The following is a 13,797-nucleotide window of genomic DNA, read 5'->3' on the forward strand; positions in this document are numbered from 1 at the left end:
TTGGTGTCGTTGGCAAGAGGCCCGCAGGCGGGAGACGGCCTCACCACGAGGCTTCCTCGAGGAGATTCGTCGGCGGTTCGGCGGACGGTGACGCTGGTGCGCTTTCGGCTCGCCTCTGCTGGCCGTGAGTGATTGACAGGTGACGTGAATGTGATCCTCATGTTTGACTATGGACATGGGGGCGGGGGAAGCGCGGTTGTCGATCGACTGCGGCAGCGCCGGCACCCAAGCCGTCCTGGCGTGGGCCGACGGCAGCGCACACGTGCTGACATTCGACGGGAATCCCGCCGTACCCAGCGCGCCGCATATGCCCGCCAACGGGCAGGCGGCGGGGCAGCCCGCAGCGTTCATTCCGGGGCCGCGCCATCCGATGGAGGACGCGACGGCAGGTGACGCTGGCGGCGACGCGCTGGAGGTGGCGGCGTCGCCGCTGCGCCGGGTCGCCGCCGAAGCCGAGCGGGTCGTCGGTCAGCCGGTGCGGGATGTGCGGGTGGTAGTCCCGGCGGGATGGGGGCCACGGCGGCGGACCTGGATGCGACAGGTCGCGCACCGGGCGGGGTTGCCGCAACCACGTCTGGTGGAAGCCCCGGTGGCGGTCGCCGAGTATCTACTCACCACTGGTGTGCGGGTGCCGGTCGGTGCCTTCCTTGTCGTCTGTGACGTCGGCGCTGGCGCGGAGGTGACGGTGCTGCGCCGCGGGCCCGCCGGGTTCGAGGTCCTCGCGACCCTCGCCGACGCCGCGGCTGGCGGCACGGCAATCGATCACGCGCTCGCCGACGCCCTCATCGGCGCGTCGACGGGAGAGGGCCAGCGCGCGTCGGTGGCGGACAGCGTTCGAGTGGCCAAGGAAGCGTTGGTAAGCCATCCGGCTGTCACGGTTCCGCTCCCGGACCGGCCGCCGGTAATAGCGAACAGCGCGATGCTCGACGAGGCCGTCCGGCCGGTGGCGTGGCGCGTGGCGCAGTTGACGCAGGAAACCGTCGCCGCCGCCGAGCTCACGCTCGGCGACCTCGCCGGCATCTACTGTGTGGGCGGCAGCGCCCAGTTACCGCACCTAGCGGCGGCGATCGCCGAGCACACAGGCACCGCACCCATAGTCGTGCCCGAGCCGGCGCTGGTCGCGGCCCGGGGCGCCGCTGACGTCGGCGCCGTCGATACCGCGACGGTCGAGCGGGTGGAGGTGCCGGTGCCGCCCGTGCGGCGGGCGGCGGCGATCGCGGTCCCAGGCTTCGCGTCGCTGGCCCTGATCTGGCAATGCCTCCTGACCGCGGAGCGGCACGGGACGCTCGGTGTGTACTACTCGGTGAGTGTGAACTGGGGCGAGTTCACGATGGCGGCCGTGATGGCCTTGCTGGCGTGCCTGGCCGCGGGCACGGTCCTCGGCTCGCTGATCGCCGCCCGCAGTCCCACCCCCGGCACCCGAACCGAAGGGGGAAGGGTCAGCGTCGGGATCCTCGCCGCGGTGTCCCTCGGCGCGGCGATCGCTGGCCTGTACGCGGTGGTCACCAGCCAATACTTCGGTATGCCCGTCGGCCCGTACCTGAAGTGGGCGCTGTGGCCGATCGCGCCGGTGTCGGTGATGGCCGTGGCGATGGCGGTCGTCGCCGCCCGGCAGTGGCGTGCCCCGCACGGCGGCTGGTCGGCGTTGCTGGCCGCGCCGACCGGATCCATCGTCGCCGCCACGCTCGGCATGGGGCTGATCCAGTACTCACTGACCGCCGACCGGTGGCCAGATCGGATCCTGTGGATCGACATCGCCGGCCGCGTCGGCGGTCTCCTCCTCGGCGTCGCCGTGGTCATGGCAGTGGTGACGCCCCTGATGTTCCGCCTCATCCTCGCCGCCCCGCTGGCGGTGATCTTCGCGGCGATCGTCAGTAGACGGGCCGCCGGCATGCTCGGCGTCATCTACGCCATCGCCGTCGCGACCTGGTGGGCTACTCGGCTCTGGAGCCGTGTCCTGCGCCCCGCCCCACCCACTCCCACCGCACCGCCCACGGGCCGGGTTCGGGCGGACCTGTCACCGGGTGGAGGCGGGTGACATGCGGTGGCCGCGGCAGCTGATGTCGCTGCTGTTCGTCCTCGCGCTTCTGGCCGGCCCTCCGATAGTGCTGCTGTCACTGATCGGAGCACCCATACAACGTTGGCCGACCGCCGCGCAGGCCCGAGAGTGGGTGCAGAACCCGCTGACCGAACAGACCCTCACCGCCGCGCTGACCATCGCGGCCTGGCTGGTGTGGCTCCTGCTCGCCTACACGGTCACGATCCGGGTGCTGACCCGCCTGAGCGCGACCGTGTCGTGGCTGCGGCGCATGCCGCTGCCGACACCCTGGCAAGCCACCGCCGGTGGCATCGCCGGCGCGGCCGTATTCGGCGTCAGCTCCCACGCGATCGCCGTGCCGTCATCGCCGCCCATGCAGCCGGTAGCGGCCGGAACTTTGGATGAGGCCGGTAAGCCCACGGCACCAGACGGCGACGTCCTGGCCGACGCGGGGATCAGCGTCGCCGGTGGCTGGCTGCCGCGCGACGTGGCGGAGCAGGTCAGCGCGGCGGCGGCGCTGGTGTGGCTACGACGCCGTCGCTCCTACCGGCCCCGCCCGCCCGGTCCACCGAGCCGCGAGGACACGGACCTGGCTCCGCTGCCCCGGACAGTGGCGGCCGTGCAAGCCGCCCTCGCCGACGCGACGCCACCGCCTAGTGAACCCGGTGCCGCCTCGGCGGGCTCGACGCTGCTCGGCCGGCCAACCGTTGGCGGGGCTTTCCCCCGAGCTGCGGTCGGTCTGACCGGGCTGGGGGCGCAGGACGCGGCGCGAGGCCTGCTCGTCACCAGCCTCCTAGCTGGGCGTCATCACCCGGCAGTGTCCGTGGTCGTCACCCGATCCGTCCTGGCCGGGTTGCTCGGCCCCACCGCCGAAACGCTGGGCCGGCGCCTGCCGGGGCTGGCCGTCATCGACAACCTCGGGCAGGCAGCAGGGTTCTTCTGCGGAGACCACCCTGGTCATGGCCTGGGCGGACGAGACCAGGCACACCGAGACACACAGGAGGGCACCGGCCCACCCGGCCCAACCCTCATCGTCGATGCGGCGTCCGCGACGGACAACGCCGAGACCCTGGCGAGTCTGGCCACCGCCTCCGCCGCGGTGGCCGTGCTCGGACGGTGGCCGGCCGGCCAGACATGGCAGGTCGACCCGTCCGGGCGCACCCACCACCAGGACGGCAGCGGGTCATCCTGGCCACGGATGTGCGTCCTTACCCAGGTCACGGCCACCGACCTGCTCACCGTCATCGCCCACCCCGACACGGCACCGCCAAAGCCTGGCACACCCGGCCCGTCGCACAACCCCGCCCTGACAGGCCGGTCCCCGCAGTGGGAGGCCACCGCCCAGGACCACCCCGTCCGCTCCGGAGACGACAAACAATGCCTTCAGCTGCGCGTGCTGGGCGAACCGACACTGCTGCTGGACGGCCACCCGGTGGAGATCCGGCGTACCGCCGCGCTCCAAGTCCTCGTGTTCCTCGCCGCCCACCCCGACGGAGCCGACACCCGACAGCTGACCGACGCTATCTGGCCGGGCCTGCCCCGCCGCTCTCTCACCGGCCGCCTCTACACCACCCTCAGCGACCTCCGCGCCACCATCCGATCCATGGCAGGGATGACCCTCATCGAGCACACTGACGACCGGTACCGCCTCGACCCCACCGGCGTCACCGTCGACCTGTGGCACTTCCACCACGCGGTCCGCGACGCCGCCACTGCCGTCGCCACCGACGCGACGACCTGGAAGGCCGTCATCGACGCCTACCCCGCTGACCTCGCCGCCCGACGTACCTGGCCCTGGCTCGACCCGATCCGCGAGGCCACCCGCCGGCACGCCATCGACGCACATGCGGCTCTCGCCAGCGCCAGCCCTGACGGTCTTGAGGCCCTGGCATGGCTGCAGGCCGGCATCCGCATCGACCCGTACAACGCCGACCTGCACACCCGCGCGGTCACCGCACTCATCGCCCTCGGCGACCACGACGCGGCCGACCACCTACGGAAGGGCTACAACCGGCGCCTCGCCGCAGCGGGCATCCTCCCCAACGACACCGACCTCACGACAGCCACCCTCGAAGACCGGCCCGCCATCCCCACCCGGTAACGCCGCCGGCTCCGAGCACGGGTAGCACAGTTCGGGAAAGCCCGAACTGTGCTACCCGTGCTCGCTTGCGGCTCCGGTTCCGCTTGCGGCGGCCCCCGTGCTCGGGCCCAGACAGCCAGCTCGTCCTGCTAATAGAAGGCGCCACTGGGCCTCAGCAGATGCCGCCGGTCGCACCGTCTCGACTCCTTTTCGACTGCCTGTGAGCTGGGGTTGTGAGGTCGTGTGAGGTCGTGTGAGGTCCTGTCAGCCAGCGGAACCGCGTCCTCTTCTGCCGCTCGCCCTACGGTCGATTCGTGGCCAACGTTTCACGGCGCCGCCAAGCCGGCTCGGCGCCGGCTCGGCGTCCGGTCCCGCACACGGCAGCAAGGGAGGGGCGATGAGGTCCAGGGTCGCATCGGCCGCTCACACGTCGGCGGTCACATTGCTGGTCGTCGCTGTGCCGGTCACGCTCGTCCGCGTCGGCAGGTGGCCACGCCCGCAGGGCTCGTGGACAACTCTGCTCCGCGGCTGGGTCGACGAGCCCCTCAGCGGCGGCTTCCTCGCCGGCATCGCCTACCTCGCGGCGTGGCTGCTGTGGGCAATGCTCGCCGCCGCCATCACGGCCCGCCTGTACGCCCAGGCCGCCCGGATGTCACGGCGACTGCCACGGCTGCACATGCCCGGGCCGCTGCAGGGCCTCACGGCGGCTGTCCTGGGAGCGACCGCCGTCAGCACGGCGGCCACCGCGACGGCCGCCCACGCCAGCGCGACCACCACCACCGCCGCCGCGGAGACGCCCCATGCACCGCAGAGCGCAGCAGCCACAGCGCGTGCCCACGCCGACGACCAGACCACCTCACCAACCACCGGCAGGGACCAGGCCAAGCACACCTACACAGTGCGGCGCGGCGACACGCTGTCCCGCATCGCCCAGGACCGCCTCGGCGACGCGGACCGCTGGCCCGAAATCTTTACCGCCAACCGTGGCACCCGCTTCCCCCACACCGGTGGGACACTTCGCGACCCTGACCTCATTTACCCGGGCTGGACACTGCGACTACCTCCCACGGTCAAAGCGCCACGCCAAGCACCACGCCCGTCGCCTGCCGCAACGCCGACGACATCAGCTCCGTCAGGACCTTCCAGCAGCCCGACCGGAACGGACACCGACGACGGCCTCGTGGAGTCCGCCCCAGCGTCCACGTCCGCGCCAGCCGACCATGCTTCGGCGTCGGGACCGGCTGCCACGCCCACCACTCGCACCGCCGACGAACGAACCGCCCCAACGCCGCGACCGCAGCCGGGTGTGTCGCTCGGTACGAGTAGCTGGCTCGACATGGGACTCGCCGCCGCAGTCCTCGCCGCGGTTGCCCTCGTTTGGGCACACCGCCGTCGCCGCTACATCCCCCGGCGACCCACCGCGCGCCCACGCCTCGATGACCCGAGCGTCGAGGCGATGCCGGCGGTGGTCACCCGGATCCGTCGCGGCCTACGGGCCCTGACACCGAGCGCCAAGACGAATCCTGGCCCCGACCTCGGCCCTCCGCCCGACGAGCCCGTCGCGGATTCTGACGCGGACCCGGCAGACGCGGCCGACGACGAGATCTCCAAGCTCACAGCGCTCGAGTCGCAGCCGTCTATACCCGCGCCGGCCCGCCCGCTGATCGCGGTGTGGCCGTCTGCGGGACTCGGTTTGATCGGGCCCGGAGCCGAGGCGGCGGCCCGAGGCGTGCTGGTGTCCGCCCTCGCCGCCGGCGGAGCGGATGACCCCGATAGCCGCCACCACGTTGTCATCGCCTCGGACACCCTCGCCACGCTGTTAGGCACCACCATAACCACACTGGCGGGCACCCCGCGGATGACCATCACCGGCGGACTCAGCGACGCTTTGACGCTGATCGAGGAGCAGACGCTGCACCGCGCACGCATGTGCGGCGACTACGAGGTCGACACGATCGCCGACCTACGGGACCGAAACGGGATCGCCGAGCCCGTGCCGCCAACGGTGCTGATCGCCGCCCCCACCGCTGCTGATGAGCGCACCCGTATCGCCGCTCTGCTCACGCAAGGACACCGACTTGACATCCACGGCGTCCTGCTCGGCGCCTGGCCCGATGGCGACACCATCCTCGTCGCCGAAGACGGCTCCACCAGCATCGATAAGCACGACGCGAAACAGCACAGCTGTCCTGCCGCCGTCGGCCGCCTGAGCGTCATCAACCGCAGCGAGACCATCGAACTGCTGCGGCTCCTCGCCGAGTCCCATACCGGCGAGCCTCAACCGCCAGCGCCGCGCATACCACTCGACAGGCTGCTCGGCGCCGCCCCCGCGCCGAACCCCACACCCGAGAATTCTGCCGTCGCACACCTGCAGGAGCGCCGCGACCACGCCGGGAATGAACCGCACCCGGCGAGCGACGACCGGCCTTACAGCACCGGCGGACTCGTCGACGTTCGAGTGCTCGGCGGGGCCCGCATCGTAGACATGGACACGACCACGCCGCTGCGGGCGAAAGCCCTCGAGCTGCTGGTCTACCTCGTCGTTCAGGACGGCGACGCAGCACAGGACAACATCCTCGACGACCTGCTGCCTGACGCCCCCGCGTCGAAGGCACCGCACCGCCTGCACACCTACGTATCCGCACTACGCAAAACCCTCGTCCTCACCGGAGGACCCGCCACCTACCTCACTCACCCGCCGCGCCGCTACGCGCTTAACCGCGACGCCCTCGACACCGACCTGTGGCGTATGCGCGCCGCGCTGCGCGACGCCGCCCTTGCCACCACCGACGCGGACCGCATCGCGGCACTGCAGCGCGCCGTCGATGCCTACGACGGCACACTCGCCGACGGCTTCGACTACGAATGGATCGAGGCATACCGCGAGGGCATCCGCCGCCAAGCCCTCGACGCCCACCTCGCCCTCGCTGCCGCTACCAGCGATCCGACACAAGCCCTGGCCGTCCTGGAAGCCGCCATGCGCCACGACCCGTACGCCGAAGCCATCTACCAGCAAGCGATGCGCGCCCACGCAGCACTCGGACACCTCGAGCAGATCCGCTCCCTACGCCGGACCCTCACCCTCCGCCTCGACGAGATCGACGCCGAACCCAGCGAGGACACCCTCAGACTCGCCGACCAGCTCATCGCCGACCTGCGCCGGCAGAAGCCAACCGGGAAGCCCGACTCTCACAACAACGGACTTCACCCATGACGCCGGACTCCTCGGCGGCACCCGACGCACGTCGTGGCAGCCCGCACGATCAGCCCAACCGCGGCGGCGACGGCCCGCAGGCGACACGCTGGGACCGCAACGGCACCGCGTGGCCAGTGCGGGCAGCCGTGCTCGCCGGCCATCCTGGGCCCGCCCGCAGCCCTCAGGACGGGTCTACGCGTCTACATGTCTCGTCCCAGGCGGCGCTCGACGCGATGGACGCCGACCTGGCCACCGCAGTCCGGCACGCCGCCTGGATACGCCAGGCGTTCTACATCCTGGTGCTGCTGGTCGCCCTCATTGGACAAGTCACCGGCGCCGTCGAAACACTCGGCATCCCACTGGTCGTCGCGGTCCCGGCCGTCGCCGCGCTTGAATTGGGCGGCGTGGTCGTGATGGCCAACGCCGACGTGCGACGCCGCCTCGGCGAGCGGGCAATCGGATCACGCCTGCTGTCCGCCGCGATCGCCGCCGGAGCCGTCACCTTCAACTGGGCCGCCCACCCCGACCACCTAGTTGGCGGCTTCTACGCGGGCATGTCCGTCCTCGGATACCTCGTCTGGCTGATGCACGCCGGCAACCAGCGCCGCGACCGGCTACGCGTCACCGGTGGCCTGCCGCCCACACCACCCGCCTACGAGGTGTTCGGGCACTGGATCTGCCACCCCCTCGTCACCTCCCGGGCGCGGTCCATCGCCAAATCCGACGGCCTCGAGCTGTACGAGTCCCTGACGGCGGCCCGCGCCGCCATCGCTCGCCGACAGCGCGACACCGCGATCGCTGAGGTGCTCCATCGCAAGATAAGAGCCGCCGTGGACCCCACCACCGCCGACATCGCCATACGCGTGTATGACCTGGACGAGATCGCCGCACGCCTCGCGGCCACCGCCGACTACAACGGGCTGACCACGCTCCTGGCCGCTGACCTCGCCCCAGAGCGGATCATGACGGCCCACAGTTCCAGTCGCCGCCGTCACTGGTTCAGGCGAAAGCGCCTCGCCGATGCACCACCGGCACCTGAACCCGCCGTCTCCCCGCCGCAAGCGCCCACCGCGTCGCTGGCGGACACGCCTCGCGATGACCGGCAGGAGCCGAAACCAGAGCCAGAGGAGAAGCCTCAACCGGCCCCGAGCGGCCACCAGCAGAGTGCCGAGAGCCGCGACGCTGACCCACCTGAAGCAGTGTCTTCGGACGATCCGGCCGTCGCGGACCCAGTAGACAGGAGCGAGGACGAAAAGGATGTCCTTGGCGTGGACGCCGACGAGGAGACGGACGACGGCGATCCGGATGCTGCCGGCGACGACGCGAACGACGACGAGGCCTCGGAGGTGCCCCGGGGAACCGCGCAGGCAGTGGCCTACTGGCTGCGCAAGGAGCCGAACCTGGACCCTGAACTGCTCGCCGAGAGGATCGGCAAGTCGCTGCGATCGGTCTACCGATACCTGCCGGCGGACTATCCCCGCCGTCCGGGGATCGCCAGGCGACGGACCGGACGCCAGCCCGGCCCCGCCCGGCGCACGAGCCGCAGCGAGTGACGGCAACAAGAGCGACCGCCTACCGACCTGTCGGCGTACAGGTCGGGGTGGTCCTCAGCCCGTCACGACTCGAAGGTGAAGCGCAGCGCCTTGGCGTCGCGGATGCCTCCCAGATTGACGGAGCCTTGCGGAAGCACGCTGAGGTGGTTGAGCGGATCCGTGATGATCCGGACCTCCGGATCCTTGTCGCTTTGCTCGACGTTCCCGACCACGACGAGGAAGAACTGCTCGGTTTCCTGGGCACGGCGGAACTCGGAGTTAGTTAGCGAGATGGTCTCGGGGATCTGCCCGGCGTAGACCTTGAGTTCGAAGAAGTTCTTTAGATCGTCGATCGCGTCAGCGCCGACGTTGCGCTGGTGTCGGATGTCGACAATCTGTTCCTCGTCGCCTCCAAGTACGAGCCGTACCAGCGCTAACCCGGCAGATTCGCGCTCGAGCTCGGTGTAGTTCTTGGTACCTCGTGCGCCATCTACCGACGGCTTCTTGGGGTTCGAAGCGTCGGGGTCGCGAGGCTTACCAGACGATGTCGTCGACTTCTTGCCGGTGGGTTCACCGTCTCTGGCAGGCGCCCCACCGATGAGCTCGCCGTCCTCGTTCTTCAGCTTAAGGCTGTCCGGGTCGACCAACTGTCTGGTCTTCTTTGGCTTGGCCTCGGTAGCCTTGGTCGCCGTAGCTGCTTTGCTGCGCTTGGTGTCTGAAGTGCCCCTGTTTTTCAAGCGTCGGTTCTTGCCCTGCTCCACCAACTCCCGCAGGAGTTCCTCACTGCGCTCGTCGCGGTCTTTCTTGCGCTCGGTGTCCAAGCGCGCCGCCGTCGTGACTTCTTCCTCACGGTGCCCTTCGAGGGCGACCGACCAGGCGGCTACCCAGTCGTGTGCGATCCGACGGAGGTCGCCGTCGAAGACGGATGCGATGGCGTAGGCACCCGAGCTCGGGGAGCCGATCGCCCCTTCGTTAGCGACGTAGAATACGCCGGCGGATAGGTCGAACCAGGTGTCAAGCTCGACGGTTTCATCGAGGTCGTAGGTTGGCTCGACCAACCGGACCCGGAGCCGAGGCGACTGCTTGATGCTGACTGCCTCCAACTCGCCCCACGAGACGCGCAGGCTCTGCTCAGCCTTGGGGTCGCTCAGCGCAAGGTCGGCCCGGAGATTGGCGACAGCGCGGGAGAAGACTTGCGTGAGTTCCGCCTGGTAGGTCGCATCGTCCGGGTCGAGCACCTGCCCGTGGGGAGCGTCGAGGCGTGTCAGCCTGTATGCGTCAACCAGCGGATCAAGCTGGGTCAGCGACCCACCGGGGCTCCAGATCGGCACTCTACGCTTGAGCACCTGAGCGATCAGCGCGTTGCGCGTCGCGTAGACAGGTCGCTTTCGCTCCCACCGATCACCGACCCAGACAGCCGCCTTCCTGAGCTTGGCCAGTTCGCTCTCAGGCGCTCCGACTAGCAGCCGGAGCGCTTCGAGCATGATCAGCTTTTCGTTTGGCTTCAGCGACTTCTTGCGCGCGAGTTCACCGAGCACGCCGCGCGCGTCCTGAGGGGTTGGTCGCTGGATGGCAAGCAGCGTCCAGAGCGCGTCGGTGGCCGAGACTGATGGCACGAAGTCGCGCATGTCGCCGAAAATCGGCGGGCCAGCAAGCACCACGCTCGGTCGACGCCAACCGCCCCGGGTTGCGATCAGGCCGTCGCCGCGACCGAAGGCGTTCCGGGCTGCAGTTGCCGGCTGCCCGCCTAGACGCTGGCCGCGGACCTGGGCAGCGAGTGCCTGGTAGAGCGGTGCCGCGAGATCCTCAGCCGCGTTGGGTGCCGAGTTGGTCTCGGCTCGTACTTCCTCAAGCTTCTGGATCAGCTCGGTCGCCGTCGGGTCGCCGGCGACGCCGATGCGAGCGAGAACTTCGCGGTAGGCCTCGTTGTCGAGGGCTGGGTTCAGGTACCGCTCCGGGTCGTCGCCGTAGAGCGCTACGGTCGTCGCGCTCTTAATTCGGAGCTGGTCGGGCGCCGTTGCCTGGCCCTTCTCGGACGGCAGCCACGCGATTGAGGCCGCGCTGCTGATCCACCAAGAATCGACCGTTCCCTTGTCCACCCAACCGTAGTGAGGGATGGCCGCTTTGACGCGCGAATGTTCGCGCAGACGGTCCCAGGCTCGGGCGAGGGTGCCGAGCACAGCGCCCGCTCGCCGGCCCCGTTGGCCTGGGTCCTCCTCCTTCGCAATGCTCTTCAAGACCGCATCGAGATCCCGCGCAATCCAGTCCCCAAGGGTGTAGGTCGCCTGCAGCTGCCGCAGAGCCTCGCGGCGGCGCGCCGGTGACCCAGTAGCCGAGGCAGGTACGCCAGGGCTGTGGTTCGAGTAGCGCCGTTGGTTGGCCGGGTGGCGGTTGATGCGGGGCGCTACCTCGGCACCGAGCAGGCGGAACAAGCGCTGGGCGCCGATACCGTCACGGCCGCCGTCGGTCCGGATCTTGTCCGAGTAGCGCCGGTCGATCCAGATCAGGCCCGGCGTCTTCCCGGCAGCCACGAACCAGGTGTTGACCTCGCGCTCAATGACGTAGGCATCGCACGGACGGGCATGGGCACTGATCCGCTGACCGCTTGCGTCGTACATGACGGCATCGACCTTGACCGCCCGGCCGACGCCAGCGCCGAGTGCTGGACGTTCGGCCTCTGGGATCGCTTCGAGTGCCCGACGAAGCCCGTCGACCTGGGCATCGGACAAGGGACGTTCCAGCGGGGTTCCCGCCTTGCCAGCGTCCGCCAGAACGATCAGCGCGCCCGTGCTCGTCGCCGACGGCCGCAGCCACTTCCTCTCCTGGAGCCAGTCGCGGATCACGGTCCAGTTTGGTCGATCCATGAACGCGGGGTGTAGCCGTGCCCCGATTCCCAGCAGCTCCCAAACCGCGTCGGGATTCGCCGGAAGCAGGACCGCCAAACCCTTTCGGCTCCATGGTGGCACGCGGACGCCGCTGTCAAGCACCAGACAGGCTCGTGAATCGAGGGCGGTGCCAAGGCCCGCTTCGACCGCGACTGCCAGTAGATCGGCGACGAACTGTGGCGATCGCTGCTCGTCATCCAGCAGGGCGGTGGCGTCGGCCACGCTCACCCGGGTCGGCGTGGTGGCTCCTACGGCACGAAGGTCGTCAAGTACTCCGCGCCAGCGGCCGTCGCTCGATCGCGCTGGCTCGGCCAGCACGCCTGGCTGTCCCGACACCAAGCAAAGGTCCTCGAGGGAGAGGACTGGACTGAGCTCGGCCGCCTCGTAGGCGAGTTCGTCGAGCTGGTACGTGGTCCCTGCGTAGTGCAGGGTCAGGGCTGCGGCGAACTCGACGCGAGCCCGGCGCAGTAGATGCTCTTCGAGGCGGGCTCGGAGTCGACCGGTTGTGCGTTGGTCTGCCTCGAACTCGGCTGTCGTCGGGACGGTCGCCCAGCCCTGCGCTGGCGCTAGGCGGAAGACGTCGAGCGCCGCGTCGCGCCAGAGATCGCTGAGCAGTGGGACGAGATCCACGTTCCAGTCGGTATCGGCGATGTCGCGACGAGAAGGTTGGGGATCGAACTGCGCGAGAAGGCGGAAGGGCAGGCCGACTGGCCGAACTGGTAAGCCGACGTGGATGTGTCCGGTATCGCCTTCGAACATCGCGAACGCGAAGGCAATCGGTGTACGAGCGCCTTGCGCCTTCCCCACCCGCTCCACCTCGGCAGGTGAAGCGGCAGTGCGGCTGTAGACCAGCCACTGACGGCCGTCGGCAGCCGTGACTTGGCGCCGAGACGTGCGGCCACCGGGAAGCTCCAGTGCGTTTTCAGGGCCGTACTCGAGCTGCAGTCGGACGATCTCGCGCTCCGACTCGTCGACCAGCCGGACCGTCGAGAGGTGGCGGAGGAAGACCAAGCCCGCGTCATCCCAGTGCCTGAGCCACTCCGCGGCGTCGTCGCTGTCGACAGCGCCAGGGGGGAAGGGAATAGCGAACGTCGTCGACGAACCGTCGGCCCGCGGCCAAGCGATGTGCTCGTTCAGCGGCAGGATCGTGTCGGAACTGAACCGCACGCGGAAGTGGCCTTGATAAACCTCGAGGACGTCCGAGAGCGAGTGGAGCGTCTTCAGCCCGATGCCGAAGCGGCCTAGCTTCTCCTCGTCGGCGGCCTTGAGGCTGAGCCACGGGATAGCCAGCGCCCAGACGTCATGCAGGGTGAGCGCGGCCCCGTTGTGCGAGAACAGCAGCCGTGACCCGTGGCTATCGACCGCGATAATGGCCTCGGTAGCGCCGAGGTCATCCGCGTTCTGAATGAGCTCAGCCAGCCCTTGAAGACGGTCATCGCTGAGGTAGGCGGCACTGTCGCCCGCCCGCTTCAGGGCGGACCGGATCGACTTCGGCAGGCTGTGTAGCCGCTCGACCAGCGCGATGACGCCAGCGTCGGCCGCCGTCTCGTCCTCGGGTAGGAGGGCGACCGTGCGCGGCGTCTCAGGGTCATGATCGGCAACGAGGTGGGCGACCTCGGCTGCTTCGTCGGCGGTGAAGAATCGCGGCGTCAGCTCACTCGCCAAATCCACTCCCATTCACGTTTGATCCAGCGCTGCGTGCTCATCCTCTCGCGTCGCACCGACAAGAGAATCGGCCTTACGGGCACGGATGACTGAACCCATGATCCACATCGCCGCGTTCAAGAGCCAGAAGCTGGCCAAGCGCATAGCGGGCAATACCACACCGGCCTCGCGAGGAACCCATTAGGGCTAAAAGCAGCATCCTGCCTACACCAAGCTCTTCTGGCCTCGGTCTGTCCAATCATTAGTTCCAAAACCGCAGGTCATGGCCGCCATATTGACGTAATCAATGGACTCGACCATTATGGAGCGTCGCCTGCTCGCGTCTGGCCGAGCGCACCCAGAGAAAGGCCATCCTGTGGCGAAGGGTCACAAGTGTCCGAACTGTGGCAAGAACACACTTC

The 13,797-nt window shown here is 69.3% G+C and carries 5 protein-coding genes; 4 read left to right on the forward strand and 1 reads right to left on the reverse strand.

Going from position 1 to position 13,797, the window contains the following annotated elements:
* The first annotated feature begins 175 nt into the window (after positions 1 to 175).
* The 4 genes from KBX34_RS06990 to KBX34_RS07005 all read left to right on the forward strand — a co-directional run bounded on the left by KBX34_RS06990 (position 176) and on the right by KBX34_RS07005 (position 8,867).
* Entirely contained in the window at positions 176 to 2,038 is a 1,863-nt protein-coding gene (locus KBX34_RS06990) for an Hsp70 family protein (RefSeq protein WP_210923883.1), read from the forward strand.
* 1 nt (position 2,039) lies between these two features.
* Positions 2,040 to 4,139: a hypothetical protein gene (locus KBX34_RS06995; RefSeq protein WP_210923885.1), complete on the forward strand. Its 2,100-nt coding sequence runs from the start codon at positions 2,040 to 2,042 to the stop codon at positions 4,137 to 4,139.
* 376 nt (positions 4,140 to 4,515) lie between these two features.
* Positions 4,516 to 7,332: a BTAD domain-containing putative transcriptional regulator gene (locus KBX34_RS07000; protein ID WP_210923894.1), complete on the forward strand. Its 2,817-nt coding sequence runs from the start codon at positions 4,516 to 4,518 to the stop codon at positions 7,330 to 7,332.
* A gap of 215 nt (positions 7,333 to 7,547) precedes the next feature.
* Positions 7,548 to 8,867: a hypothetical protein gene (locus KBX34_RS07005; protein WP_210923896.1), complete on the forward strand. Its 1,320-nt coding sequence runs from the start codon at positions 7,548 to 7,550 to the stop codon at positions 8,865 to 8,867.
* A gap of 62 nt (positions 8,868 to 8,929) precedes the next feature.
* On the opposite strand, the gene KBX34_RS07010 is transcribed toward KBX34_RS07005, so the two are convergent.
* Positions 8,930 to 13,396 (reverse strand): sacsin N-terminal ATP-binding-like domain-containing protein, encoded by a 4,467-nt coding sequence (locus KBX34_RS07010; protein WP_210923898.1) that lies wholly within the window; start codon positions 13,394 to 13,396, stop codon positions 8,930 to 8,932.
* Between the last annotated feature and the right edge of the window lie 401 nt (positions 13,397 to 13,797).

Source organism: Micromonospora sp. M61 (genome assembly GCF_018070245.1).
Classification (GTDB): domain Bacteria; phylum Actinomycetota; class Actinomycetes; order Mycobacteriales; family Micromonosporaceae; genus Micromonospora; species Micromonospora zamorensis.

Excerpts from the sequence above, each read along its gene's own strand:
- KBX34_RS06995 (WP_210923885.1), top strand. The coding sequence starts at position 2,040 with ATGCGGTGGCCGCGGCAGCTGATGTCGCTGCTGTTCGTCCTCGCGCTT.
- KBX34_RS06990 (WP_210923883.1), top strand. The coding sequence starts at position 176 with ATGGGGGCGGGGGAAGCGCGGTTGTCGATCGACTGCGGCAGCGCCGGC.
- KBX34_RS07005 (WP_210923896.1), top strand. The coding sequence starts at position 7,548 with ATGGACGCCGACCTGGCCACCGCAGTCCGGCACGCCGCCTGGATACGC.
- KBX34_RS07000 (WP_210923894.1), top strand. The coding sequence starts at position 4,516 with ATGAGGTCCAGGGTCGCATCGGCCGCTCACACGTCGGCGGTCACATTG.